Origin of the sequence: Pseudomonas sp. PDM10, assembly GCF_014852295.1 — a bacterium.
Classification (GTDB): Bacteria; Pseudomonadota; Gammaproteobacteria; order Pseudomonadales; family Pseudomonadaceae; genus Aquipseudomonas.
The window spans coordinates 60409-86451 of record NZ_JACVBJ010000008.1; the positions used below are offsets into that span (position 1 = coordinate 60409).

Annotated in this window: 29 protein-coding genes; 16 read left to right on the forward strand and 13 right to left on the reverse strand. The window is 60.9% G+C overall.

Annotated elements, in window-relative coordinates; translation table 11 throughout:
• Nucleotides 1-221: 221 nt before the first annotated feature.
• Nucleotides 222-1106 (forward strand): sugar nucleotide-binding protein, encoded by an 885-nt coding sequence (locus IB252_RS26370; RefSeq protein ID WP_046047341.1) that lies wholly within the window; start codon nt 222-224, stop codon nt 1104-1106.
• Complete coding sequence (locus tag IB252_RS26375) at nt 1099-2028, forward strand: NAD-dependent epimerase/dehydratase family protein (RefSeq protein ID WP_192410779.1); 930 nt, start codon at nt 1099-1101, stop codon at nt 2026-2028. Before IB252_RS26370 ends, IB252_RS26375 begins: the two co-directional genes overlap by 8 nt.
• Nucleotides 2029-2185: 157 nt before the next feature.
• On the opposite strand, the gene IB252_RS26380 is transcribed toward IB252_RS26375, so the two are convergent.
• The 5 genes from IB252_RS26380 to IB252_RS26400 all read right to left on the reverse strand — a co-directional run bounded on the left by IB252_RS26380 (nt 2186) and on the right by IB252_RS26400 (nt 6407).
• Nucleotides 2186-2884, reverse strand: coding sequence for an OmpW/AlkL family protein (locus tag IB252_RS26380; RefSeq protein WP_111451213.1), 699 nt, complete (start codon nt 2882-2884; stop codon nt 2186-2188).
• A gap of 234 nt (nt 2885-3118) precedes the next feature.
• Entirely contained in the window at nt 3119-3637 is a 519-nt protein-coding gene (locus IB252_RS26385) for a DUF3299 domain-containing protein (RefSeq protein WP_192410780.1), read from the reverse strand.
• An 11-nt stretch (nt 3638-3648) separates the two neighbouring features.
• Nucleotides 3649-4914, reverse strand: a complete 1266-nt coding sequence (locus tag IB252_RS26390) for an ABC transporter permease (protein ID WP_192410781.1) — start codon at nt 4912-4914, stop codon at nt 3649-3651.
• A 1-nt stretch (nt 4915) separates the two neighbouring features.
• Entirely contained in the window at nt 4916-5626 is a 711-nt protein-coding gene (locus IB252_RS26395; RefSeq protein ID WP_192410782.1) for an ABC transporter ATP-binding protein, read from the reverse strand.
• Nucleotides 5627-5840: 214 nt separating this feature from the next.
• On the reverse strand, nt 5841-6407 hold the full coding sequence (locus tag IB252_RS26400) for a DUF2796 domain-containing protein (protein WP_192410783.1): 567 nt from the start codon (nt 6405-6407) through the stop codon (nt 5841-5843).
• Between the two features lie 135 nt (nt 6408-6542).
• On the opposite strand from IB252_RS26400, the gene IB252_RS26405 reads away from it, so the two are divergent.
• Nucleotides 6543-6890: a hypothetical protein gene (locus tag IB252_RS26405; protein ID WP_192410784.1), complete on the forward strand. Its 348-nt coding sequence runs from the start codon at nt 6543-6545 to the stop codon at nt 6888-6890.
• A gap of 84 nt (nt 6891-6974) precedes the next feature.
• On the opposite strand, the gene trxA is transcribed toward IB252_RS26405, so the two are convergent.
• The 3 genes from trxA to IB252_RS26420 form a co-directional block, all read right to left on the reverse strand.
• On the reverse strand, nt 6975-7847 hold the full coding sequence (gene trxA, locus IB252_RS26410) for a thioredoxin (RefSeq protein ID WP_192410785.1): 873 nt from the start codon (nt 7845-7847) through the stop codon (nt 6975-6977).
• A 174-nt stretch (nt 7848-8021) separates the two neighbouring features.
• On the reverse strand, nt 8022-8678 hold the full coding sequence (locus IB252_RS26415) for a class I SAM-dependent methyltransferase (RefSeq protein WP_192410786.1): 657 nt from the start codon (nt 8676-8678) through the stop codon (nt 8022-8024).
• A complete protein-coding gene (locus tag IB252_RS26420) occupies nt 8675-9139 on the reverse strand; it encodes a hypothetical protein (protein ID WP_111451242.1) in 465 nt (154 codons plus the stop codon). The genes IB252_RS26415 and IB252_RS26420 overlap by 4 nt, the downstream gene beginning before the upstream one ends.
• 128 nt (nt 9140-9267) lie before the next feature.
• Here IB252_RS26420 and nrdR point away from each other — a divergent pair, with 128 nt between their 5' ends.
• The 12 genes from nrdR (at nt 9268) to IB252_RS26480 (ending at nt 18235) form a co-directional block, all read left to right on the forward strand.
• Nucleotides 9268-9732, forward strand: a complete 465-nt coding sequence (nrdR, locus tag IB252_RS26425; RefSeq protein ID WP_003228656.1) for a transcriptional regulator NrdR — start codon at nt 9268-9270, stop codon at nt 9730-9732.
• Nucleotides 9729-10862, forward strand: coding sequence for a bifunctional diaminohydroxyphosphoribosylaminopyrimidine deaminase/5-amino-6-(5-phosphoribosylamino)uracil reductase RibD (gene ribD, locus IB252_RS26430; RefSeq protein WP_192410787.1), 1134 nt, complete (start codon nt 9729-9731; stop codon nt 10860-10862). The genes nrdR and ribD overlap by 4 nt, the downstream gene beginning before the upstream one ends.
• Before the next feature lie 46 nt (nt 10863-10908).
• Nucleotides 10909-11574: a riboflavin synthase gene (locus IB252_RS26435; RefSeq protein ID WP_192410788.1), complete on the forward strand. Its 666-nt coding sequence runs from the start codon at nt 10909-10911 to the stop codon at nt 11572-11574.
• Nucleotides 11575-11604: 30 nt separating this feature from the next.
• Nucleotides 11605-12696: a bifunctional 3,4-dihydroxy-2-butanone-4-phosphate synthase/GTP cyclohydrolase II gene (gene ribBA / locus IB252_RS26440; RefSeq protein WP_192410789.1), complete on the forward strand. Its 1092-nt coding sequence runs from the start codon at nt 11605-11607 to the stop codon at nt 12694-12696.
• 235 nt (nt 12697-12931) lie between these two features.
• Nucleotides 12932-13408: a 6,7-dimethyl-8-ribityllumazine synthase gene (ribE, locus tag IB252_RS26445; RefSeq protein WP_074871273.1), complete on the forward strand. Its 477-nt coding sequence runs from the start codon at nt 12932-12934 to the stop codon at nt 13406-13408.
• A complete protein-coding gene (nusB, locus tag IB252_RS26450) occupies nt 13405-13905 on the forward strand; it encodes a transcription antitermination factor NusB (protein WP_008153530.1) in 501 nt (166 codons plus the stop codon). Before ribE ends, nusB begins: the two co-directional genes overlap by 4 nt.
• Nucleotides 13906-13923: 18 nt before the next feature.
• Entirely contained in the window at nt 13924-14889 is a 966-nt protein-coding gene (gene thiL, locus IB252_RS26455; RefSeq protein ID WP_192410790.1) for a thiamine-phosphate kinase, read from the forward strand.
• Nucleotides 14886-15389 (forward strand): phosphatidylglycerophosphatase A, encoded by a 504-nt coding sequence (locus IB252_RS26460; RefSeq protein WP_008153532.1) that lies wholly within the window; start codon nt 14886-14888, stop codon nt 15387-15389. Before thiL ends, IB252_RS26460 begins: the two co-directional genes overlap by 4 nt.
• 22 nt (nt 15390-15411) lie before the next feature.
• The gene (locus IB252_RS26465; protein WP_111451203.1) at nt 15412-16149 is read left to right on the forward strand and encodes a substrate-binding periplasmic protein; all 738 of its coding nucleotides are present in this window, start codon (nt 15412-15414) and stop codon (nt 16147-16149) included.
• Nucleotides 16150-16401: 252 nt separating this feature from the next.
• On the forward strand, nt 16402-17019 hold the full coding sequence (ribA, locus tag IB252_RS26470; RefSeq protein ID WP_111451202.1) for a GTP cyclohydrolase II: 618 nt from the start codon (nt 16402-16404) through the stop codon (nt 17017-17019).
• Nucleotides 17016-17435, forward strand: coding sequence for a hypothetical protein (locus IB252_RS26475; protein ID WP_033059418.1), 420 nt, complete (start codon nt 17016-17018; stop codon nt 17433-17435). Before ribA ends, IB252_RS26475 begins: the two co-directional genes overlap by 4 nt.
• The gene (locus IB252_RS26480) at nt 17435-18235 is read left to right on the forward strand and encodes a cobalamin-binding protein (RefSeq protein ID WP_192410791.1); all 801 of its coding nucleotides are present in this window, start codon (nt 17435-17437) and stop codon (nt 18233-18235) included. The genes IB252_RS26475 and IB252_RS26480 overlap by 1 nt, the downstream gene beginning before the upstream one ends.
• 155 nt (nt 18236-18390) lie before the next feature.
• Here the strand turns inward: IB252_RS26480 and IB252_RS26485 are convergent, their stop codons facing one another.
• The 5 genes from IB252_RS26485 to IB252_RS26505 all read right to left on the reverse strand — a co-directional run bounded on the left by IB252_RS26485 (nt 18391) and on the right by IB252_RS26505 (nt 24968).
• Nucleotides 18391-20274, reverse strand: a complete 1884-nt coding sequence (locus IB252_RS26485) for a TonB-dependent receptor domain-containing protein (RefSeq protein ID WP_192410792.1) — start codon at nt 20272-20274, stop codon at nt 18391-18393.
• Nucleotides 20275-20442: 168 nt separating this feature from the next.
• Entirely contained in the window at nt 20443-22341 is a 1899-nt protein-coding gene (gene dxs / locus IB252_RS26490) for a 1-deoxy-D-xylulose-5-phosphate synthase (RefSeq protein WP_192410793.1), read from the reverse strand.
• 91 nt (nt 22342-22432) lie between these two features.
• Entirely contained in the window at nt 22433-23335 is a 903-nt protein-coding gene (gene ispA, locus IB252_RS26495) for a (2E,6E)-farnesyl diphosphate synthase (RefSeq protein ID WP_111451198.1), read from the reverse strand.
• The gene (locus IB252_RS26500; protein WP_007894317.1) at nt 23332-23574 is read right to left on the reverse strand and encodes an exodeoxyribonuclease VII small subunit; all 243 of its coding nucleotides are present in this window, start codon (nt 23572-23574) and stop codon (nt 23332-23334) included. Before IB252_RS26500 ends, ispA begins: the two co-directional genes overlap by 4 nt.
• A gap of 248 nt (nt 23575-23822) precedes the next feature.
• Entirely contained in the window at nt 23823-24968 is a 1146-nt protein-coding gene (locus IB252_RS26505) for a Fic family protein (protein ID WP_192410794.1), read from the reverse strand.
• A 278-nt stretch (nt 24969-25246) separates the two neighbouring features.
• On the opposite strand from IB252_RS26505, the gene IB252_RS26510 reads away from it, so the two are divergent.
• Nucleotides 25247-26038, forward strand: a complete 792-nt coding sequence (locus tag IB252_RS26510; protein WP_192410795.1) for a YfaP family protein — start codon at nt 25247-25249, stop codon at nt 26036-26038.
• Nucleotides 26039-26043: the final 5 nt, after the last annotated feature.

Sequence of the window (26043 nt, forward strand, 5' to 3'; positions counted from 1 at the left end):
CTCCCACATTGGATTTGTATGCGCCACACATCCCTTGTGGGAGCGGGCTTGCTCGCGAAAGGGCCTGAACAGGCGGCGCATATCTCAGGGATCTACACTTTACGGATGACGGTTGCGCACTAAACCCGCAAAATGCAACGATTCCGGCAACTATCGACGGCATCGCCCCCGAGCGGTGTCGATAAAGCCATTGTTTCAATCAGACTGGGCCTGCTGACTCTATGCGAATGCGCCTTATGTTACTGGGCGGCGGAAATGCCCTTGGGCAGGCGCTGATTCGCCTCGGTGCGGAGGAAGATATCGGCTTCCTCGCCCCCCGCCCACCGCAAGACGGCTGGGACGCCGCGAGCCTGACGCAACTGCTCGACGACACTCGTCCAGACGCGTTGATCAACCTCGCCTATTACTTCGACTGGTTTCAGGCGGAGACGGTCAGCGAACAGCGTCTGGCCGGGCAGGAACGGGCGATCGAGCGTCTGGCCGAACTGTGCCAGCATCACAACATCGTGCTGCTGCAACCGTCGAGCTATCGGGTGTTCGATGGTTCCCGGGCGACGGCCTACAGCGAAAAAGACGAGCCGGTACCCTTGGGCCTGCGCGGTCAGGCCTTGTGGCGGATCGAACAAAGCGTTCGCGCCACCTGCCCGCAACACGTGTTGCTGCGATTCGGCTGGTTGCTGGATGACAGCCCCGACGGCACCCTCGGGCGTTTCCTCGGTCGCGCCGAACTACCGGAAGAATTGCTGATGGCCGATGACCGCCGGGGCAATCCGACGCCGGTGGATGACGCCGCCCGAGTGATCATCTCGGTCCTCAAGCAACTCGATTGCTCGGCGCCGCTGTGGGGCACCTATCATTACGCCGGGCATGAGGCGACCACGCCGCTGGCGCTTGGGCAGGCGATCCTCACCGAAGCACGCGCCCTGCATCCGCTGGCCATCGAAGCGCCGACCGCCCAGGCTCACGCCGCCCGGCCCGACGCCGCCGAAGAACCGCAACACGCGGTGCTGGCCTGCAAGAAAATTCTGCACACTTTCGGGATCAAGCCCCGCGCCTGGCGTGCGGCACTCCCGGGCTTACTGGATAGGTTTTATCGCCATGGCTGACGGCCCTGTTTTAATCACCGGCGGCGCCGGTTTCATCGGCTCGCACCTCACCGATGCGTTACTCGCCAAGGGCCATTCGGTGCGCATCCTCGATGACCTCTCCACAGGCAAACGCAGCAACTTGCCACTGGACAATCCCGACGTCGAACTGATCGTGGGGGATGTCGCCGATGCCGCGCTGGTCGCGCGGGCGATGGTCGGTTGCAGCGCGGTGGCGCACCTTGCTGCCGTGGCGTCGGTGCAGGCGTCGGTGGATGATCCGGTGAAGACTCACCAGAGCAATTTCATTGGTTCGCTGAATGTCTGCGAAGCCATGCGCCAGGCCGGCGTCAAGCGGGTGCTGTATGCGTCCAGTGCAGCGGTCTACGGCAACAATGGCGAAGGCGAGTCGATCGACGAAGACACGCCCAAGGCACCGTTGACGCCCTACGCGTCGGACAAGTTGGCGAGCGAGCATTACTTCGATTTTTACCGTCGTCAGCATGGTCTGGAGCCGGTGATTTTCCGCTTCTTCAACATCTTCGGCCCGCGCCAGGATCCGTCCTCGCCGTACTCCGGGGTGATCAGCATTTTCAGCGAACGTGCACAGAAGGGCCTGCCGATCACTGTGTTCGGTGACGGTGAGCAGACTCGCGATTTCGTCTATGTCGAAGACCTTGTCGACTTGCTGGTGCAAGCGATCGAGAAGCCGCAGGTCGAAGTCGGTGCGGTCAATGTCGGCTGGAACCAGGCCACGACCCTCAAGCAAATGCTTGAAGCCCTTGAAGCGGTGGTCGGTCCATTGCCGCCGGTGAGTTATAGCCCGGCGCGCTCCGGTGACATCCGCCACTCGCGAGCGAACAATCAGCGTTTGCTGGAGCGCTTTACCTACCCCGAGCAGACACCGATGCGTGTCGGCCTGGCGCGGTTGTTGGGACGCTGAGGTTGATAGATCGTTCCCACGCTCTGCGTGGGAATGCCTCAATGGACGCTCTGCGTCCGCTTCGGCATAGGACGCGGAGCGTCCCGGGCTGCATTCCCACGCGGAGCGTGGGAACGATCAAGGCGCCTTTCGAGGCGCCTTTTTTTGTGTGGCGGGTTTAGAACTTGTAACCCAGGCCAACCATGTAGATGAACGGGTCTACGTCCACATCGACCTTGGCGCGAGTGCCTTGTGCCACTGCGTTGTTTTCTACGGTCGCGGTGGTGTCGATGTCGATGTAGCGCACCTGGGCGTTGATCATGATGGTGTCGGTCAGCATGTAATCGGCGCCGACCTGGAACGCCATGCCCCAGGAGTTATCCGCCTTGAAATTGCTGAAGCCGTTGGCGCTGGCTTCGCTGCCAACGTGCTCGTCGTAGATCCAGGTGTAGTTGATACCGGCACCGACATACGGCTGGAACGCCGACTTCGAGTCCAGTGGGTAGTACACAACGCTCAGCGTCGGTGGCAGGTGTTTCAGCGAACCGAGTTTGCCGTTGGCTGCGCCCAGGGCGGTGCCTTTGAGCTTCACGTCATGCTCGAACGGCGAGGCCGCCAGCAGCTCGATCCCCCAGTGGCTGTCGAGCATGTAAGCGAAGTTCAGACCCAGCTGCGTGTCGCTGCTCATGGTGGCCTTGCCACCCAGGTTCGTACCGGCCAGCGGACCTTGATCAACCTTGACGCTGGAGCTGTCGGCTTTCGGGTTGACGGTGATTGCACCGGCACGAACGATGATATCGCCGGCTTCGTGGGCGTAGGCTAACGGTGCTGCGAGCGCGAGGGCAAACAGCGAAGCGCTGAGCAAGGACTTGTGCATGGAGGGCTCCAAAGGACGTTAAAAATGTTTGATGTCCAATGGTACGGAGGCGTCTGATACGGTCTTTTGACTCAGCTCAATGAAACAGTGATGGCCCTGGTTTTTGTGGAACCTTTGAGGGCCTCATCGCGAGCAGGCTCGCTCCCACAGGGGATTTGTGTTGATGCACAGATCAAATGTGGGAGCGAGCCTGCTCGCGATGGCTATCTAACAAACACCCCATAACTACCGGTTTCACTCCTGCAATTCATACACATAAATCTTGTCGGCCTCCATCTGATACCCGGCATCCGCCAATTCGCTGGTGGACGCTTTAACCTGCAATGCCCCCTCGATCCAGTACGGCTGATACAACTCGTCGAGCTTCACACCCACCTCGCTTTTGACATGCACGATCTGATTCGAAGGCGGTGGCGGCACGTGGATGCAGGCGCCGAAGTAAGGCACCAGCAGAAACTCGGTAGTGCGACCTTCTTCACTCACTTCCAGCGGCACGATGTAGCCCGGCAGCCGAATGTTCTGACCGTCGAGACTCTTCACCACCGGCGCATTGGGCATGTCTTGCTTGGCCGCGGGCGCCGACTCGGCGGCCAACGCGTTGCCCATCTGTGACAGGTCGTGCAGCGGCGTCATGTTCGGCACTTCCGGCGCGGCGTCCGGTGGGATCATTTCTGACCAGGTCAGGTCTTTCGGCTCGGCCGCCCACAGGGGCAAGGCGACCAGCATCAACAGCGCAAGCACAACGCGGGGCATGTTCAACGTCCTCATAAACGGATCGACAGGCCATCGGCCAGGGATTGGCGATACGCACGCCAGGCCGGCACGCTGCCCATCAGCAACGCGGCGATCAGGATGCCACCGAGCAGCGTCCATTCATATTCGCTCGGCCAGGCCAGCGGCAGGTACAAGCCGTAATTGGCTTGCACATAACCTTGGGCCAAGGCGATGCCCACATACAACAGCGCCACACCGGCAATCACGCCCGACAGCGCCAAGGCAAACGCTTCCAGCACCAGCAACGTCGCAATGTGCCACGGTCGAGCGCCCACCGAACGCAGAATCGCCATCTCCCGACGGCGTTCGTTGAGGCTGGTGAGGATCGCCGTGAGCATGCCAATCAGTCCGGTCAGCACCACGAACAGCGACACCACAAACAAGGCTTTTTCCGCCGTGCTCATCAAACTCCACAGTTCTTGCAGCGCCACGCCCGGCAGGATCGCCAGCATCGGTTCACCCCGGAATTCGTTGATCTCACGCTGTAGTGCGAAGGTCGAAATCTTGCTGTTGAGGCCGAGCATGAACGCGGTGATCGCTTGCGGCGTCAGGTCCATGTTGCGTGTCTGATCGGCACTGATCCGACCATTGCCGCGCGCCGGCACACCGTTATGCCAGTCGATGTGAATCGCTTCCATACCGCCGAGGCTGATGTGCAACGTGCGGTCCACCGGGGTGCCGGTGCGTTTGAGGATACCGACCACGGTGAACGGCTTGTCGTCGTGCTTGACCAGGCTGATCACCGCCACACCGTGGGCCAGCACCAGTTTGTCGCCGAGTTTGTAATGCAGCGCATCGGCCACTTCGGCACCGAGTACCACTTCGAACGGGTCGGCGGCGAAGGCGCGGCCGTCGGCCAGTTCCAGGTGTTGCTGATGACCGTATTGGTAATGCTCGAAATACGCCTCGGTGGTGCCCATCACGCGGTAACCGCGATGGGAGTCGCCGAGGGACATCGGGATCGCCCACTTCACTTTCGGGTTGTTGGCAAAGTGTTCGAAGCTGTCCCAGCGGATGTTGTTGGTGGCGTTACCGATGCGGAACACCGAGTACAGCAACAGGTTCACCGAGCCGGAACGGGCGCCGACGATCAGGTCGGTGCCACTGATGGTGCTGGCGAAACTGGCCTTGGCCTCGGTGCGCACCCGCTCCACCGCGAGCAGCAGGCAGACCGACAGGGCGATGGCGAACGCGGTGAGGATCGCGGTGAAGCGGCGGTTAGCCAGGCTGGCCATGGCTAGACGAAACAAATACATCTCAGACCTCGGACGGGGTGACGGCGCGATTGAGATCGGCCAGCGACAGGTGGCGATCGAACAGCGGTGCCAGGCTTTGGTCATGGCTGACGAACAGCAGGCTCGACCCGGCTTCGCGGCATTCGGCGAACAGCAAGCGAATGAAATTCTCGCGAGCGTCGTAGTCCAGGGCCGAAGTCGGTTCGTCGGCGATCACCAATTCAGGCTGACCGATCAACGCGCGTGCAGCGGCCACCCGTTGCTGCTGGCCGATGGACAGCGAATCGGCGCGACGGCTTAGGATGCTCTCGTCCTTCAGACCCAAGTGGGCGAGGAGGGTGGCCGCCGCCTGATCGACGCTGCCGTGACGCTGGATCGCCCGTTCGGCGCGCAGTTTGGAAAAGTGGCAGGGCAACTCAACGTTCTCGCGCACAGAAAGAAACGGCAGCAAGTTGAACTGCTGGAAGATGTAGCCAGTGTGATTGACCCGGAAGCGGTCACGAGCGCCGGCTGAGAGTTCGCTCAGCTTCTGGCCCAGCAATCGGATGCTGCCGCGATTGGGCTTCTGCACACCGCCGAGCAGGCCGAGCAGGGTGGTCTTGCCGCTGCCGCTGGGGCCTTTGAGGAACAGGGTTTCGCCGGGTTCCAGGCGAAACGCCGGGATATCCAGCAGCGGCGGATGACCGGGCCAACTGAAGCCCAGGTCGGACAGTTCGATGAGTGCTTGGGTCATAGCGCCGATTTCATGGGTTTTGGGGTACTTGTCTCAATATCACATCCAACACCAACCCCTGTGGGAGTGAGCTTTGTGGCGAGGGGATTTAGCGAAACGTCGCACCGCCCCGTTGGGTCGCGAAGCGGCCCTAAAAAATGGGACTGCTGCGCAGTCCAACGGGGATAAATCCCCTCGCCACAAAGCTCGCTCCCACATTGGTTCTGCGGTGAATTTAGAATTTCAGGGCGGCAGCCTTGGCCGTCACTTCTACGCCTTGTTGGCCGCTCGGGCTGATCAGTTGTACCTGAATCTTCTGGGTCGCCGGGAAGGTGTTGAAGATGTTCGCCAGGTCCAGGGTTTTCAGCGCACCCGGTGCCGAGCAGCTGAATTGATAATGAGCGTGGATTTCGCTGTGGTCGTGGTGATGTTCGCCCTTGGCCTCTTCGTCGGCATCTGGCTTGTCGCCGAACAGCGGACTTTCCAGTTCCTGAGTCGCAACCACGCAACCAGCGGCTTTCGGCAGGTTGAACAGAACCTGCGGTTTCTCCAGTTGCGCACGAACCGCGGCGACTTTGGCTTTGTCGGCGTCGGTGGTGGCGGCGTGTTCGAAACCCACCAGGTTCATCGCCGGGCTTTCCAGCTCCAGCTCCAGGGTCTGTCCGTCCAGCGCTGCGTTCAGGCGACCGACACCATGTTCGTGGGCGCCAAGGCTGCCGTGTTCATGATCATGTTCATCGCCAGCGTGGGCGATGGCCAGCGGCAACAGGGCAAACGGCAGAGCGAGAAGCAGACGGCGCATGGCGGGTCTCCGAAAAGTAAAATGAAGAATTTGTTATGTAATCTTATAACGTAAGCGCAGAGAGTTTGACCGCCTGCTTGGCGTTGCACAAGTCCCATGGGAGCATGCAAACCAGAAATGTGCAGGAGCAGACTTATGTTGCGTATACGCGGAAGCATCGGCGACTGGCCGGTGGATTTGACGCTGGAGATGGATGACGGCGACTGGGCACGGCTCGGTGCGCAGTTGCAGGTGGTGAAACCGGAGGCCGGTGCAGCGCCGGCAAAACCGGTCAATCAGGATGATGCGCTGTGGCAGATCGCCAAGGATTTGCTGCGCAAGGCCGGGCAATTGAGCGGGCCGGATTTGCTGGATCAGTTGGAAGGTTTGACCGGTAGCGCGGCGTCGGGCAAACGCTTGCTGGTGCGTTTGCGTCATTGCGCTGATGTGAAAGTGACGAGCGGCGGCGATACGCCGCTCTACAGCTGGCAAGAGCCAGCGTAGGAGCACAGCTTGCTGCCGGCGGCGATCCGACGATGGCGTACCTGAGATCGCCATCGCCGGCAAGCCGTGCTCCTACGGAACGGGTTAATACAGCGCGGCAAACAACTTGCGACGGTACGTGGTCACCAGCGGGTGATCGTTGCCCAGCAGTTCGAACACCTGCAGCAAGGTCTTGTGCGGCAGGCCTTCGCTGTAGCTGCGATTGCGCACGAACAGCTTGAGCAACCCATCCAGCGCCGCGTCGTACTGCTGACGGGCCAGTTGCTGGATCGCCAGCTGATAAACCGCTTCATCGTCCTGTGGGTTTTTTGCCAGACGCGCTTTCAGGTCTGCCGCATCCGGCAAATCCTTGGCCTGGCCGAGAAACTGGATCTGCGCCTTGGCGCCGGCCAGCGCGGCCTTGTGTTCATCGGTCTTGACCGCGTCGAGCACGATTTGCGCTTCGCCCAGCTCACCACGTTCGGTGAGGCAGCGAGCGTAGAGAATCAGCGCCTTGGCATTGGTGTTGTCTTCGCCCAACAGCACTTTGAGGATGGCTTCGGCATCGGCAAAGCGGTTGTCATCGAACAGCGCCTGAGCTTGCTCAAACGGATCGGCAGCCGTCGGCGGTGGCATTTGCACGTGAGGTTCGAGCATTGTGCGCACGGCGGATTCCGGCTGTGCACCGGCAAAACCATCCACCGGCTGACCGTCCTTGAACAGCACCACCGTCGGCAAGCTACGAATACCGAAGCGCGAAACGATGTCCGGCTCGACGTCGCAGTTGACCTTGGCCAGCAGCAACTCGCCCTGATAGCTCTCGGCGATGGTTTGCAGCATCGGCATCAACGCCTTGCACGGCGCACACCATTCGGCCCAGAAGTCCACCAGCACCGGTTTGTGGAAAGAGTTCTCGATCACCGACTGCTCGAAATCGGCAGTCGTGGCGTCGAAGATGTACGGCGTTTCCTGACTCATGGGGGATCTCTTGAAAGCGTGAATGGGGCAACTATACGACTTGGCGGGGGTGGCCGGAAGCCAGAGTACCGATCGTTCCCACGCTCTGCGTGGGAATGCCTCAATGGACGCCCTGCGTCCGCTTTGTGACGCGGAGCGTCCCGGGCTGCATTCCCACGCGGAGCGTGGGAATGGTCAGGCTCGGGTGGCGTGGTAGAGGCTCACATGCCGAAACTCTTCGGGCTCGGCCAGATCGGGCAGGGTCATCGCTTCCAGCATCTCGATGCGTTCATACAACGGGTGGCGAAAATCCCTCACCCGTGAATCCGCCACCAGGGCTTGCTGCCCGCGACTGAGGAATTCATCGAGCAACGGCAGATTTGCCCGGTCGTACAGCACATCGGCCACCAGAATCAGATCAAACCGATCCGCTTCGGTGAAAAAATCCGTCGAGTAATCAAGGTGTACGTCATTGAGTTCGGCATTCGCCCGACACGCGGCAATCGCCAGCGGGTCCAGGTCACAAGCCACCACTTCCAGCGCTCCGGCTTTTACCGCCGCAATCCCCGCCACCCCGGAACCGGCGCCGAAATCCAGCACCCGTTTGCCCTCGACCCAGTGCGGGTTCTGGGCGAGATAACGGGCGACCGCCAGCCCACTGGCCCAGCAAAAACTCCAATAAGGCGGCTCATGGAGAATTCGCCGGGTTTCTTCCGGGCTGAACGCGCGGTCCATGTTGTCGCCGTCGATCAGCCAAAGCTTCAGATCGGTGTCCGGCAATTCACAGGCAACCAGCTGTGCGTCACCGAGCAGTTCACCTAGCGCCTGTTGCAGGTTGAGCGGTGCAATCATGGGGCTTTGACGAATTGCAGCTGACCCAGTACTTGCGTCGTTGGCTGCGTGATGATCTGCGGCGGCAGGTGCAAAATTAGCTGGCCGGACTGGCTGGCGCGGCCGCGCAGTTCAACGCGGGCACCGACCGGAAAGGATTCCGGATTGAATCGCAGATGAAACGGCAGAACCTGATTGGTGCCGATCAGGCTGGAGCTGGCCAACAATTGTTGCGGGCGGCCCTTGTCATCGATCACCAGCAACGCCAGTTCGACTTCGGCGTCGGCCGGCACGCCTTGCAGGGTGCCGCTCAATTCACGCTGATACGCGGGCAATGGGCCGAGGTTGGCCGATTCCCTGGCTTTCTTCTGCGCGGCCTGTGGCGCGGGGCCTGGCGTCGGCGGCTGGGGCTTGGGCGCATCGCTGCTGCAGGCCACCAGCAGGCTGAAAAGACTGAGCAAAACGAGCGGTCTTAGGGACATTTTCGGCTCCAGCAAGGTGAAATCCATGGATCTAGCTCTATAGCCCGTCTGTATACCGCAAACCCTATGGCTTGTCTTGCCACGGGGATGCGCTACCATGGCCCTCCCTTTTTTTGTTGCCTGCCACCATGCACTGTCCCTTCTGCGGTGCCAACGACACCAAGGTCATCGACTCGCGTCTGGTCGCCGAGGGCGAACAGGTACGCCGCCGGCGTGAATGCCTGGCCTGCGGCGAGCGTTTCACGACGTTCGAGACGGCCGAACTGGTGTTGCCGCGCCTGATCAAAACCGACGGCAGCCGCCAGCCGTTCGACGAAGAAAAACTCCGCGCCGGCATGCAGCGTGCGCTGGAGAAGCGCCCGGTGAGTGTCGAGCGCCTGGAATCGTCGTTGGTGCACATCAAACACAAACTGCGCGCCACCGGTGAGCGAGAGGTTAAATCCCTTGTCGTCGGTGAACTGGTGATGGCCGAGCTGCAAAAGCTCGACGAAGTCGCCTACATTCGTTTCGCCTCCGTGTATCGGCGCTTCCAGGACCTCAACGAGTTCCGCGAAGAGATCGATCGCCTGGCCAGAGAGCCGGTGAAAGAATGACCCCCACTTCCGAACAAGCCATCCTCGACGCCCATTACATGGCCCGCGCGCTGGAACTGGCGCGCAAAGGTCATTACACGACACACCCCAACCCTCGGGTGGGCTGCGTGATCGTGCGTGACGGGCAAATTGTCGGCGAAGGCTGGCACGTGCGCACCGGCGAACCCCACGCCGAAGTCCACGCCCTGCGTGCCGCCGGTGATAAGGCTCGAGGCGCCACCGCTTACGTGACCCTCGAACCTTGCAGCCACCATGGACGGACGCCGCCTTGTGCCGATGCGCTGGTACATGCCGGTGTGGCTCGGGTCGTCGCGGCGATGCAAGATCCGAACCCGTCGGTTGCCGGTCGTGGCATGCAGCGCCTGGCCCAGGCTGGCATCGCTACCGAAAGCGGCGTGCTGGAAGGCGACGCGCGCAAGCTCAATGAAGGTTTCCTCAAGCGCATGGAACACGGCTTGCCGTTCGTGCGGGTCAAGTTGGCCATGAGCCTCGACGGTCGCACGGCGATGGAAAGCGGCGAAAGCCAATGGATCACCGGCCCTGCGGCGCGTTCGGCGGTACAACGCCTGCGCGCTCAGGCCAGCGTGGTGCTGACCGGCGCCGACACGGTGCTGGCGGACAATGCCCGTCTCACCGTGCGTGCCGATGAACTAGGCCTGGATCCTGAGCAAACGGCCCTGGCCATGAGCCGTCCGCCGCTGCGTGTGTTGATCGACGGCCGTCTGCGAGTGCCGTTGGATGCCCCGTTCTTCAAGGCTGGCCCGGCGCTGGTCGCCACGTGCATGGCGATCGAGGAGCAATACGCCCATGGTCCTGAGTGCTTGATTGTGGCGGGCGAGGATGGCTTGGTCGACCTGCGCAAATTGTTGGTCGAACTGGCCAATCGCGGAGTCAACGAAGTGTTGGTCGAAGCGGGGCCGCGTCTGGCCGGGGCTTTCGCTCAGCAAGGGCTGGTGGACGAGTTTCAGATTTTCATCGCTGGCAAGTTTTTAGGTTCGTCTGCGCGCCCGTTGCTGGATTGGCCGCTCGCGCAAATGAAGGATGCGCCTGAACTCAAAATCATCGAAATCCGCGCGGTTGGCGATGACTGGCGAGTCATCGCCATTCCTTCGCCAGCAGCGAGCGTATAATTCCGGGCCTGCGCCACGCGACGGCCCTGTTCTCGAGGAGGACTCCATGTTTACCGGCATCATCGAATCCATCGGCAGTATTCGTGCATTGACCCCAAAAGGCGGAGATGTGCGGGTACACGTAGAAACCGGCAAGCTCGACCTGAGCGACGTCAAACTGGGCGATAGCATTGCGGTCAACGGCGTGTGCCTGACAGCAGTTGAGTTGCCAGGCAACGGCTTTGCGGCGGACGTCAGTCGCGAAACCCTCGACTGCACCGCCATGAATGATCTGAAAAGCGGCAGCCCGGTGAACCTGGAAAAAGCCCTGACCCCGACCACCCGCCTCGGCGGGCATCTGGTCAGCGGCCATGTCGATGGCGTGGGCGAAGTGGTTGCTCGTACCGAAAATGCTCGCGCTGTGGAGTTCCGCATCCGCGCGCCCAAAGAGCTGGCCAAGTACATCGCCCATAAAGGCTCGATCACCGTCGACGGCACCAGCCTGACCGTGAACGCGGTCGATGGCGCCGAGTTCATGCTGACCATCATTCCGCACACCCTGAGCGAAACCATCATGGCGTCTTACCAGCCAGGTCGCCGGGTGAATCTTGAAGTTGACTTGCTTGCCCGTTATCTGGAACGCCTGTTGTTGGGCGACAAGGCCGCAGAGCCAGCAAAGTCCGGGAACATTACTGAAAGCTTTCTGGCCGAGAACGGCTACCTCAATTCCTGAAACTCAATTTTGAAAGAAGGGGGGTGCCTTGTGGCGCTCAATAGCATCGAAGAACTGGTTGAAGACATCCGCCAAGGCAAGATGGTCATCCTCATGGATGACGAAGACCGCGAGAATGAAGGCGACCTGATCATGGCCGCCGAGTGCTGCCAGCCTGAACACATCAACTTCATGGCCAAGCACGCCCGTGGCTTGATCTGCATGCCGATGAGCCGCGAGCGCTGCGAACTGCTGAAGCTGCCTTTGATGGCGCCGCGCAACGGTTCCGGCTTCGGCACCAAGTTCACTGTGTCCATCGAAGCAGCCACCGGCGTGACCACCGGCATCTCTGCTGCTGACCGTGCGCGCACCGTGCAAGCGGCCGCCGCGAAAGAAGCCAAGGCTGAAGACATCGTCAGCCCCGGCCACATCTTCCCGCTGATGGCCCAGGCCGGCGGCACCCTCGCTCGCGCCGGCCACACCGAAGCGGCGTGCGACCTGGCGCGCATGGCCGGTTTCGAGCCGAGCGGCGTGATCTGCGAAGTGATGAACGACGACGGCACCATGTCCCGCCGCGCGGAACTGGAAGCGTTTGCTGCCGAACACAACATCAAGATCGGCACCATCGCCGACCTGATTCACTACCGGATGATCCACGAACGTACCGTTCAGCGGATTGCCGAGCAGCCGCTGGACAGCGAACTGGGCCAATTCAACCTGGTGACCTATCGTGATTCCGTGGAAGGCGACGTGCACATGGCCCTGACTTTGGGCACCGTGTGCGCCGAAGAGCCGACCCTGGTTCGGGTGCACAACATGGACCCGCTGCGCGATCTGTTGATGGTCAAGCAACCTGGCCGCTGGAGCCTGCGCGCCGCGATGGCCGCGGTTGCCGAGGCTGGCAGTGGCGTGGTGCTGTTGCTCGGTCACCCGCTCGATGGCGATGTGTTGCTGGCGCATATCCGCGAAACCGTGGAGCACGTTCCGGCGAAAAAACCGACCACCTACAGCATCGTGGGTGCCGGTTCGCAGATCCTTCGGGATCTGGGCGTACGCAAAATGCGCCTGATGAGTGCGCCGATGAAATTTAATGCGATATCCGGTTTCGATCTGGAAGTTGTAGAATACGTGCCCTCCGAATAATGACCCGGAGATTCGTATTGCTGGTGTTCACCCATTGTGGGGAGGGGATTTATCCTCCGTTGGACTGTGTAGCAGTCCAAAAATAGGGGCCGCTACGCAGCCCAACGGGGATAAATCCCCTCGCCACTGGGGTGTAGTCGAGCAGCAATGCGGTTTTTTCCGGCCGTGTATTCGTGGCTAATATCACTGAGGGACGCGTACGAGACGCGTCCCGGCTCTTTAAGAGATCTAACGAATGACCCTGAAGACCATCGAAGGTACCTTCATCGCCCCTAAAGGCCGCTACGCTTTGGTAGTAGGCCGTTTCAACAGCTTCGTCGTTGAAAGTCTGGTCAGCGGTGCAGTTGATGCCCTGGTTCGCCACGGCGTGAGCGAAAGCGACATCACCATCATCCGCGCACCTGGCGCCTTCGAAATTCCGCTGGTTGCGCAGAAAGTCGCTCAGAAGGGCGAATACGCGGCAATCATCGCCCTGGGCGCGGTCATTCGTGGCGGTACTCCGCACTTCGAATACGTGGCTGGCGAATGCACCAAGGGCCTGTCCCAGGTGTCCATGGAGTTCGGCGTTCCAGTCGCATTCGGCGTGCTGACCGTTGATTCCATCGAGCAAGCCATCGAACGTTCCGGCACCAAGGCCGGTAACAAAGGTGCTGAAGCTGCCCTGTCCGCTCTGGAAATGGTCAGCCTGCTGGCGCAGTTGGAGGCCAAGTGATTAGCGACGAAAGCGATCGTTTCAACCCGCGCGATCCAAAGCCTGCGGATGCCGGCAAGCCATCGAAAAGCGTCAAGCGTCGCGAAGCCCGTCAGCTTGCGACTCAGGCGCTGTACCAATGGCACATGGCCAAGCAATCTTTGAACGAGATCGAAGCGCAGTTTCGGGTCGATAACGATTTCAGCGATGTCGATGCCGCTTACTTTCACGACATCCTGCATGGCGTTCCGGCCCACAAGCCTGAGATCGACGCTGCACTGACGCCGTGCCTGGACATCACCATCGAAGAGCTGGACCCGGTTGAACTGGCCGTCCTGCGCCTGTCGACCTGGGAACTGCTCAAGCGCGTCGACGTGCCGTACCGCGTTGTGATCAACGAAGGTATCGAGCTGGCGAAAGTCTTCGGTTCCACCGACGGCCACAAGTTCGTCAACGGTGTACTCGACAAGCTGGCCCCGCGTCTGCGTGAAGCTGAAGTGAAGGCGTTCAAGCGCTAACCTGCGCTTGGAGATGCCATGGGCGAGTTTGAGCTGATCCGCAATTTCTTCGCCGCCGCGCCCTGTGCGCAGGGCGGCGAAGGCGTTGCCCTCGGGATCGGCGATGACTGCGCCTTGCTGGCTGTTCCCCCCGGGGAGCAGTTGGCCATTTCTACCGACACACTGGTTGCCGGTGTGCATTTCGCAGATCCTTGCGACCCGTTTCTGCTCGGTCAGCGCTCGCTGGCTGTGGCCGTCAGCGATCTGGCTGCCATGGGCGCCACTCCCGTTGCCTTTACCCTTGCCCTGACCTTGCCGACGGTGACCGCCGATTGGCTGGACGCCTACGCCCGTGGTTTGAACATCATGGCGCAGCGCTGCGGTGTGGCGCTGGTGGGCGGTGATACCACCCGAGGGCCGTTGAGCCTGACCATGACCGTGTTCGGTCGTGTGCCGGCGGGTCTGGCGTTGACCCGCAGTGGTGCGCAGCCAGGCGACTTGCTGTGCGTTGGCGGTGAGCTTGGTAACGCGGCGGGGGCATTGCCGCTGGTGCTCGGTCAGCGTACGGCTGAAGCCACCATCGCCGATCCGCTGCTGGCACATTACTGGTCGCCGCAGCCGCAACTCGCGTTGGGTCAGGCGCTACGCGGCAAAGCCACCTCGGCGCTGGACATCTCCGACGGGCTGCTCGCGGACTGCGGACATATTGCCCTGGCATCGAAGGTCGGCATTCAGATTGAACGGCACACGCTGCCATTGTCGAACGCTTTGGTCGCCTTCCTCGGTCAATCAGGTGCAGAAGTCGCGGCCCTGAGCGGTGGTGATGATTACGTGCTGGCCTTTACCTTGCCCCCTGTCGAGTTACCGAAACTGGTGGCCGATGGCTGGCCGATCCATGTGGTCGGCCGTGTTGTGACGGGGCAGGGCGTAGTGCTGCTTGACGCCGACGGACAAGACATCACCCCGCAGAACCGGGGCTATCAACATTTTCGGGAGACACCGTGACAGATCATCCCAAACAGGTCCCGGCGGAATTCGTACCGCCGTCGGTCTGGCGCAATCCGTGGCACTTCCTGGCGTTCGGCTTCGGCTCGGGCACCTTGCCAAAAGCACCGGGCACCTGGGGGTCGTTAGTTGCGCTACCCTTTATTCCGTTGTGGCAGATGCTGCCCGATTGGGGTTACTGGCTGATGCTCGGCATCACCATGCTGTTTGGCTTCTGGCTGTGCGGCAAGGTCGCCGACGATTTGCGGGTGCACGACCACGAAGGCATCGTCTGGGACGAAATGGTCGGGATGTGGATCACCCTGTGGCTGGTGCCGGAAGGTTGGTACTGGTTGCTGGCGGGTTTTTTGATGTTCCGCTTCTTCGACATCCTCAAGCCGTGGCCGATTCGCTGGATCGACCGGCATGTGCATGGCGGCGTCGGGATCATGCTCGATGATGTATTGGCCGGGGTGTTTGCGTGGCTGGGAATGCAGGGATTGGTTTGGTTTTTCGCCTGAGTGGCGAAACAGGGGACTAGGGATGGCTCGGCGCTGGTTGGTGGCGATGGTTTTTGCGGTGTTCAGTTCGCTCGTTCAGGCGGACGATGCCGTGACAACGCCGTCGGTGATTCATCTGGCCAGCGAAGACTGGGAAGACTACACCGCCGCCGATGGCCACGGTCTGGGCTGGGATGTATTGCGCGAAGTCTTCGAGCCAGCGGGGGTCAAGCTGGACATCCGCAGCGAACCTTACGTGCGCTCCATGGGCCTGGCCCAGCGCGGCGAAGTGGATGCCTGTGTCGGCTCCTATCTTGATGAGTCCAGCGATCTGCTCTATCCGCGCTGGAACTTCGATACCGATCACATCTATGCCCTGGGGCTGGCCAGCAACCCCGCGCCGACCCCGGAAACCCTGGGCAACTATCGACTGGCCTGGGTCCGCGGCTACGACTATCAGGATTACCTGCCCAACGTACGCCGCTATAACGAAGTACTGCGGCGTACCGGGATTTTGTCGATGTTGACCCGCAACCGCGCCGACTTTTACATCGACGCGCTGACCGAAGTCGACTATGTCCTCAAGCGGGCCAAGGATCCGTCGCAGTTCCGTCGCACTCACATTGCGGAATTGCCGTTGTATCTGTGCTTTGCCAAGACCCCCAAGGCCCGGACACTGATGGCGCTGTTCGACCAACGCATGGAGCAACTGGTGAAAAGCGGCCAGCTGAAACCGATCTTCGAGCGCTGGAAACAACCCTATCCGTTCGACTCGAACTAAGCGCGAACCCTGCAGCGCTTGATTAACCCTGTGGGAGCGAGCCTGCTCGCGATGACGGTGTATCAGTCGACATCAATGGTGAAAGACAGACCGCAATCGCGAGCAGGCTCACTCCCGCAGGGGGGCTGTGATGGCTTGAGATCTAACTTTTTGATTGTTATGCCCCATAATTCAGCCTAAGCGTCTGTCGGAACGTGCTGTTACAATGCCGCGTCTGCGAATCTCCAGTACTTATTGATCAGGAGCACACCGGTGCCTGTCGTTTTTGTCGCCGCTTCCAAGCTGCCAACGCCTTTTGCGCAATTCACCATGCACGGCTTTCTCGATGAAGAAAACGGGCGCGAGCACGTTGTGCTGAGCCTGGGTGAGTTTGCCGATGGTGCCCCGGTACTCGGCCGGTTGCATTCTGAATGCCTGACCGGCGATGCCTTGTTCAGCCAGCGTTGCGACTGCGGCTCGCAACTCGAGGCCGCCTTGCAGGCCATCGCCCGTGAGGGCCGTGGCGTATTGCTGTACTTGCGTCAGGAAGGTCGCGGCATTGGCCTGCTGAACAAGATCCGCGCCTATGAATTGCAGGATGGCGGCGCCGATACTGTTGAAGCCAACGAACAGTTGGGTTTTGCCGCCGATCAGCGCGACTACGCCATGTGCCTGCCGATGCTGGAGCACCTGGGCGTGAAATCCCTGCGTCTGATGACCAACAACCCACGCAAGGTCAAAGCCTTGACCGACATGGGCATCGTGGTCGCCGAGCGCGTGCCGCTGCACACCGGCCATAACCCGCACAACAAACTCTACCTGGCCACCAAGGCCAGCAAGCTCGACCACATGATGGGCAACGAGCACCAGGGTGAGGCTGACCGGGCGTGACCCGCGGTCAGGTCAGGCGGCGACTGTCCGTCAATTGGTGGCAATACCTGGCGCTGGCCTTGGTGCCGCTGTTCGTGATCAATGGTGTATTTGGCCAGAGCGAGGCGATCCTGCCGGTGCTGGCGATGCCGTTGTTCATCGCCGGTGTGGCGTCGATGTTTGTCAGCCTGAAATTCTTTGGCGGCTACAAACACGCGCTGATCGCCACTCAAAAAGCCCTCGATACCCCAGAAGAACCTGCTGCCTGGATCGCCTTGGCTGCCAAGCGTCGCACGGCGTTCCTGGCTGCCGGCCTGCCGGCCTGGATCGGCGCGCTGGCGGTGTTCGTCGGCCTCGAAGCCGTGCCGTTGATGCTGCTGGCGCTGTCGACCCTGGTGCTGTTTTACCTCTACCGTATTCCGCGTCAACTCGGCTGATGCGGCCCGTCTGGCTGGCGGTTTTGCTGCTGGCCGTCAGTGGACCGGCGGCTGCGGTCGAACGCGTTGTCAGCCTCGCGCCATCGCTCTCTGAAATCGTTGTTGAGCTGGGTTCAGCCGACCTGCTGGTGGGTGTGCTGGATGCCGGTGAGCGTCCTGCCGAGCTCAAACACCTGCCTTCGGTTGGCCGCTATGGTCAGCTGGACATGGAGCAGTTGCTCAGCCTCCGGCCCGATCTGCTGTTGCTCTGGCCCGGCAGCGTTGGCCCGGCCCAGCGTGAGCAACTCAAGCGGTTAAACATCCCGACCTACGTTGCTGAACCTCACAACCTCGAACAACTCACTGCGCAGATTGAGGCCATTGCCTCACAACTCGGCCGTCCGGAACGTGGTGTTTCATTGGCCGAGAAGTTGCGTCAGCGGCTGGATTCGTTGCGCCAGCGTTATCGTCGAGAGCTGCCATTGCGGGTGTTTTATCAGGTCTGGGATCGGCCGCTGTACACCGTTGGCGGCGGGCAGATCATCAGCGATGCGCTTGAAGTGTGCGGGGCTCGTAACGTCTTTGCCGACCTGACCCTGCCGGCGCCGCAGGTCAGTATTGAAGCGGTTTTGCAGCGCAATCCCGAGGTGATTCTGGCCAGTGATCAGGCGCAACTCGATGCGTGGAAAGCCTGGCCGCAGGTGGCAGCGGTGGTGCAGGGGCAATTGTTGTTGGTAGCGGATAAGGGGCTGGAGCGGCCGAGCGGGCAGATGATCGATGCGACGGCTAAGTTATGTCAGGTGATTGCGCCCGACCGGTGACCTGTGGTGAGGGGATTTACGTGGCGAGGGGATTTATCCCCGTTGGGCTGCGAAGCGGCCCCCAATGGCTGCAGTCACACCGCATCCACAGGTTTACGACTGCTTCGCAGCCGAACGGGGATAAATCCCCTCGCCACAGGTGACTGCGCCAGTCTTTAGAATTCCGGTGTCCAGGTCACCCCAAACATCCACGCCCGACCTTCCTCTCGATACCCATTCTGACTGTCGTCATGGCTGTACAGCGCCCGGCTGTAACCCTTGTCCAGCAAGTTATCGACCTTCAGCTCAAGCTTGATCTCCCGATTCAACTCCCAACTGCTGCGCAACCCCAGCAACGCGTACCCGCCCAACGGCTGCTGATTGTTCTCATCGTCATAGCTGCTGCTCACAGCCTGCCAGCTGGCGCCGAGCCCTAGCCGGTCGAACTGCCGATCCAGATCCAGGCTCATGGTCCGCCGCGCGCGCCGAGCCAGGGTGTGCCCGCTGTCGCGATCCCGCGGGTCGATGATCGCCACGCCGAGGTTGCTCTGCCAGCCGAACAGTTCCTGTTTCAACGCCGCTTCGAAACCGTTGATGCGTGCCTGCGCGACGTTCTGCGGCTGGTTGTTACTGCCGAAAATAATCGCGTCTTCCAGGTCCGTACGGTAAAGCGAGGCTTCCAGGCGAGCGGTGTCGGTCAATTGACTGCGCCATTGCAGCTCATAGCTTTTCGAGGTTTCGGGTTTCAGGTCCGCATTACTGAAGTCGGGGTAATACAGATCGTTGAACGTCGGCGCGCGGAAGCCTTCGCTGTAAGTCAGCAGCACATCGTTGTCCGGATTCAGCGGCAGGGTGAAGGTGCCGCTCCAGCTGTTCTGGCCGCCGAACTGCTGGTTCTGATCGCGGCGCAGGCCCAATTCGGTGGAGAAGCTGTCCGCCTGGTAATGATGCTGAATGAACGCGGCACGGTTCCAGCGGCTGTCCTCGTCGAATGGCGTGCTGCTGTTGACCCGGTCCTCGTACCAGTCGCCGCCGAGGATCAGGCTGTTGCGCTCGTCGAGGGTCAGGTCGTTCTGCCAGTTCACCGAATCACGGTAAGTGTTGAACACGCTGTGTTCGTCACTGAGCTTGTCCAAAGTCTTCTCGCGGTTTTCGCTGTGGCCGAACTCGACGCGGGTTTTCCACAGGTCATTGATCCGCGCATCGACGTAACTGCTGACGCTGCTCACCGCGAAGTCGCTGTAGGGCTGTTGCTGGACTGACTCGAACGTGTCCATGTCGAAGCGGCCGAACGGATTGTCGAACTCACTTTTGCCACGGTTATCCAGCAGGTTGGCGCCGATTTCGATGTCGTCGGTGAGGGCGTGACTCAGGCTCAAACTCATCGATTGGTTGCGGTACTCGTCGTGATCGCCATCGCTGGGATACGACTCGCGGGTGCGATTGATGCCGGCGGTTTCATCGAGGCTGGCGCCGAGGTTGAATCGGGTCTGCTCGTCGCCGCCGGACAGCCCGAGGCTGCGTTCCCAGGTCTGGTGGCTGCCAAAGCTCACGTGCATTCGCGGTTGCAGGCCTTGCTCGCCGCCGCGCCGGGTGAAGATCTGGATCACCCCGCCAATCGCATCGCTGCCATAAATCACCGAGCGGGAGCCGCGCAACACTTCCACGCGCTCGACCTGTTCGATGTTGATGTGTTGCAGGTTGCTGTCGCCCGAGGTGGCGTTGCCGATGCGCTGGCCGTCGACCAGCACCAGGCTTTGGGCCGACTTGGTGCCGCGAATGTAAATCCCCGGCAGACTGCCGCGCCCGCCGGTTTGCCCGACTTGCACACCCGGTACACGACGCAGCAAGTCAGTCACGCTGCTTGGTTGCAGACGATCAATGTCTTCGCGGGTGAACACGGTGTTGGCGGCGCTGCTGTCATTGCGTGCTTCGACCTGACGGTTGGCGCTGATCAGCACGTCGGGAAGCTTCAGGGCTTGATCGCGTTCGAAGGTGTCGGCCAGCAGTTGGCCGGCCGGCAGGAGCGTCAGCGTCAGGGCGAGGGGGGAGAGTTTCATGGGGCAATCCGTTGGCGCGTTGTAGCGAACAAAATTTGAAGATCACAAAAAACCAATGTGGGAGCGAGCCTGCTCGCGATGACGGTGTGTCAGTCAAAGAATTGTTGACTGTCAGTCCGCTATCGCGAGCAGGCTCGCTCCCACAGGGTATTGCGTGTATCCAGTAGGTCAGATGTTCAGCAGTTGCAAACGCTCACGCACCGACGCTTCGATCCCGGCCTCATCCAGTCCGCATTCGGCCAGCATTTGCGCAGGCTTGGCGTGCTCGACGTAACTGTCCGGCAAGCCCAGGTGCAGCATCGACTTGAGGATGTTTTCACGGGCGAGAAACTCGCTGACGGCGCCACCGGCACCGCCCATGATCGCGTTCTCTTCGATGGTCACCAGCAATTCATGGCTACCAGCGATGTCGCGAACCAGTGCTTCATCGAGCGGTTTGACGAAACGCATGTCGACCACGGTGGCATCCAGCGTCTCGGCGACTTTCAGCGCCTCGGCCAGTTGCACGCCGAACACCAGCAGGGCGACTTTGCTGCCCTGACGACGAACCACACCCTTGCCGATTTCGATCGGCTCAAGGTTTTTCTCGATCATCGCGTTCGGGCCAGAGCCGCGCGGATAACGCACCGCCGCCGGGCCGTTGAACAGGTGACCGGTGGTAAGCATTTTGCGCAGTTCGTTTTCGTCGCTCGGGGTCATCACCAGCATGCCGGGGATGCAGCGCAGGAACGACAGGTCGAAGCTGCCCGCGTGAGTCGGGCCGTCTTCGCCCACCAGACCGGCGCGGTCGATGGCGAACAGGACGTCGAGGTTTTGCACCGCGACGTCATGAATCAATTGGTCGTAGCCACGTTGCAGGAACGTCGAATAAATCGCCACCACCGGTTTCGCGCCTTCGCAAGCCATGCCGGCAGCGAGGGTCACAGCGTGTTGTTCGGCAATCGCCACATCGAAGTAGCGCAGCGGGAAACGCTCGCTGAAGGCCACCAGATCGGAGCCTTCCTTCATCGCGGGAGTGATGCCCACCAAACGCGGATCAGACGCGGCCATGTCGCATAGCCATTCACCAAATACGCCGGAATACTTCGGTCCGCCCGCTTTCTTCGGCGCGGCGGCCGGAGCGTCCAGCGGTTCGAGTTTGGTGATCGCGTGGTAACCGATCGGGTCGACTTCCGCCGGGGCGAAGCCTTTGCCTTTCTTGGTGACGACGTGCAGGAACTGCGGGCCTTTCAGATCGCGCATGTTGCGCAGGGTAGCGATCAGGGTCGGCAGGTCGTGGCCATCGATCGGGCCGATGTAGTTCCAGCCCAGCTCTTCAAACAGCGTGCCGGGAACCAGCATGCCTTTGGCGTATTCTTCGGTGCGACGGGCGATTTCCCAGGCGCCGGGCAGGCGCGACAGGACCTTTTTGCTGCCTTCACGCATGCTCGCGTAAGTGCGGCTGGAAAGGATTTTCGCCAGATAGTTCGACAGCCCGCCGACGTTGCGCGAGATCGACATGTCGTTATCGTTGAGGATCACCAGCATATTGGCGTCCACTTCCGGCGCATGGTTCAGCGCCTCGAAGGCCATGCCAGCGGTCAATGCGCCGTCGCCGATCACCGCGATTGCCTTGCGATCACTGTTTTGCAGGCGGGCGGCTATGGCCATGCCCAGCGCTGCGCTGATCGAGGTGCTGGAGTGGCCGACGCCAAAGGTGTCGTACTCGCTCTCTGAACGACGCGGGAAAGCCGCAATGCCGTCCTTCTGGCGCAGGGTGCCCATGCGCTCGCGACGGCCGGTGAGGATTTTGTGCGGATAGGCCTGATGACCCACGTCCCACACCAGCCGGTCGTCCGGGGTGTCGAAGACGTAATGCAGCGCGATAGTCAGCTCGATGACGCCCAGGCCAGCACCGAAATGCCCGCCGGTCTGACCGACCGTGTAGAGCAATTCCAGGCGCAACTCATTAGCCAGGGTTTCCAGCTCGGCCTCGCCTAACCGGCGCAGGCCGTCCGGCGTGTTGGCACGGTCGAGCAGGGGCGTGGTCGGGCGCTTGCGGGGAATCTCATGAAACGTCGTGGGCATCAGGCGAATCGTTATAGGTATAAAAGATGCGGCAGTTTACCTGATGCATCGCCCCCTGCCCACGCGTTGGTTTTTTTTGGCAGATACGCCGTCAGCTGCGGCGATCGACGATGTACCGGGCCAGATCGCGCAAAGGCTCGGCCGCCGCGTCAAACGGTCGCAGCGCGTGCAGGGCCTGATCACGCAGTTCCAGAGCGTAAGCCTTGGCGGCGTCGAGGCCGAGCAGAGCCGGATAAGTCGGCTTGTCGCGAGCAATGTCGGCGCCTTGGCGCTTGCCGAGGGTTTCGGTATCGCTTTCGACGTCGAGAATGTCGTCCTGCACCTGGAACGCCAGGCCGATGGCCTGTGCATAAGTCTGCAAAGACTTCAGTTCGTCCTTCTCCGCGCGGCCACTGGCCAGGGCGCCGAGTTTGACGCTGACCTCGATCAGCGCGCCGGTCTTGTGCCGGTGCATGTATTCGAGGGCTTGTTGATCGAGCTTCAGACCGACCGAACCAAGGTCGATGGCTTGACCGCCGACCATACCGGCCGGGCCTGCGGCCAATGCCAGAGCACTGACCATTTGCAGGCGGAGGTGATCGGAGATGAGAGCAGCGTCAGAGTTGCTCAGGCGTGGATCGAGCAGGGCGCTGAAGGCCAGGCTCTGCAAGCCGTCACCGGCCAGAATCGCGCAGGCTTCATCGAATTTTTTGTGAGTGGTCGGCTGGCCACGACGCAGATCGTCGTCGTCCATGGCCGGCAAATCGTCATGCACCAGGGAATAAGCGTGAATCAGCTCCACCGCGCACGCTGCGCCGTTGGCGTGCTCAGCCTGGCCGCCCAGCGCTTCGCACGCGGCGTAGGCCAGCAGCGGGCGGACCCGTTTGCCGCCATTCATCACGCTGTAGCGCATGGCCTCGTACAGACGCGCGAGCTCCGGGCTCGGCGCGTTGAACAGGGTTTCCAGTGCTGCGTTGACGCGGGCCTGGCTGGTCGCCGAATACGCTGCAATCATTCTGGCTGATCCGCGTCGAAGGGTTCCTCGGCCAGCTCGCCATCACGCTCGAGCAGCACTTGAACCTTTTGCTCGGCCTGGGCCAGCGCCGCCTGGCAATCGCGGGTCAGACCGATGCCTTGCTCGAAAGCCGTCAGCGAGTCTTCCAGCGACAATTCGCCGTTCTCCAGACGCTCTACCAGCGTTTGCAGGTCGGCGAGAGATTGTTCGAAATCCAGTGCAGCTTTTTTGCGGGCCATGGCGGCTATTTCCGGTTGACGTTAAACCGGCGCGACACTAGCAGACATGGGGGTTATGGGCAAATGAGCGGGGGACTCAACCGCTGTATTTCCCCAGTAAACCAACCCTGTGGCGAGGGGATTTATCCCCGTTGGGTCGCGAAGCAGTCGTCAATCCGGACAACTCGGTCTGTTTGGCCGGACGCTGGGGGCCGCTTCGCGACCCAACGGGGATAAATCCCCTCGCCACAGTTGTGTGTTGCAGCAGGTTACTGTGTTGAGTCATCGGGATAGCTGATTTGATAGCGGGTACTGCGCCCACCACCGGGCAGACGTATGAGGCATCCTTTCTCCAACAAATCGGTCAGATGACGGGTTGCGGTAGCTTTGGATACCTTCGCCACGGCCTGATACTGCGCCGCACTGATGCCCTCCGAGAAACCTCGTTCCCCACCATCGAGCAAGCGGTTCAGCACCTTGGTTTGCTCGGTTGAAAGCTCTGATTCCCGGTGCGCCTGCCAGAAACGCGCCTTGCCCAGCACACTTTCGATCCGCGCCATGGCCTGTTGCAAGCTGCGCAGCAGGGTTTGCAGAAACCATTCCAGCCACTCGGTGATATCCAGCGTGGCTTTCTGGCAGGCTTCGAGCACTCGATAATAGCCGGACCGGTCTTCGAGAATGCTTGCGGACATGGCATAGAAACGGATGGCTTGGTCTTCACCCTGAGCCAATGCCAGATCGGTGATCGTTCGCGTCAGGCGACCGTTGCCATCGTCGAAAGGGTGCAGTGTGACAAACCAGAAGTGCGCAATGCCGGCCCGCAGCAATGGATCAAGTCCCGCCTGATTTCGGCTGGCGGTAAACCAGGTGAGGAAGGTGTCGAGCTGTCGCTCAAGGCCCTGACGAGGCGGGGCTTCGAAGTGAACGGTTGGTCTGTCGAGGCGGCCGGACACCACTTGCATCGGATCATCGCCGCGTAGCGCACCGACACGGATCGGCCGGGCGGCGAGATCGGTCTCTTGCTCGGGAAACAGCCATTCGTGCCAATCCAGTAATCGCTCCAGCGTCAGCGGTTCAGCGAAATGCTTAGTGGCGTCGAGCATCAACTGCGCCAGCCCTTCACTGCGCTGGCTGACATTATTGCCATCGACCAGCTCCAGGCCCAGCCGCCGCGCCAAAGAGGAGCGAACCGAGCCGACATTGAGCTGCTCACCCTCAATGGCGGATGAGGTCACGATGTTCTGCAACAGTGCATCCAGTTCGCTCTGAGCGCTCAGCGAACTGCCCACTGAACTCGCCATGCCCATCAATCGCCCTTGGGCTTGGACACACTCGCGCAAAAACGGCCCCAACCGCTCTGCTCGCCAGTTGAAATTGGGCCAATCGGGCTGCTGCCAGATCCAGTGAGATGCCATGAGCTCGGTACTCTTGGAGTGGGTGAGCCGAATAGGCGTCATATTCGGCTCATATAGTGAGCCGAATATGACGCCTATTCGGCTCATCGTCCACCTGACAGCGTGAATTCCACCGCAAAAATAGATGTATCTGATTGTTAAAAAACCGCCGAATGGCTAATCTTCGCGCCTTCTACGACCCGATAGTCATGGGTCTTTCTGACGAAACGCAGTTTTTGGATCTGTAACGCGCCGAGGATCGGGCGCAAGGTTTCGTTATGCATGGCAGGAGGCGTCACATGCGTTCATTTCTTCTATTGCTGATGGGGCTCGTCTGCGCGACCGCTGCCTGGGCCGAGCCGACGGCCGAGTTGTCGGAGCCGGTCGGGGGCTGGCGCTACAACGGCCTTCTCGATCGCAGCGAATATCCTCAAGTCGCCTATCCAACGCCACCGATCGATCGCGGTGTGCAGCGCAATCGCACCATGATCCAGGGCCAACTCAAGGCCATCGGCACTCAGCGAGGGCCGCACACCCTGGCCGTCAACGGCAATCCGCTGAATCTGTACACCGACGACCAGGGGCGTTTCGCCCGGCCGTATGCGTTCGGCGCCGGCTCCAACAGCGTTGAAGTACGCAGCGCTGAAGGCCAATCCCTCAAGCGCGTTCAATTCTATGAAGCCAACAACCTGCGCACCCCGGCGCGGATTCGCGTGGTGTTGGGCTGGGATGACCCGAAAGCCGAACTCGACCTGCACATCATTACCCCCGACGGCCAGCATGCGTTCTGGGCTCGCCCGGCGATGAGCAACGGCGGCGGTCTGGACCCGGACGGTGTCGATGGTCCCGGCCCGGAAATGTTCACCATGACCGCGCCGATGCATGGCACTTATCTGGTTTACGTGAACTATTGGGGCAACTTTGGCAGTGGCGGCTATAACTTCGATGAGACCAGCAACCAGAACGAGGTGATCACCTCGCAGATCAACCTGGTGCTCAACGAAAACACCGTCGACGAAAAACGCGAGACCTTCATCGTGCCCCTGCGGGCCATCGGTGACCTGCTGCTGGTCAAGACTTTCAACTATTAAACATC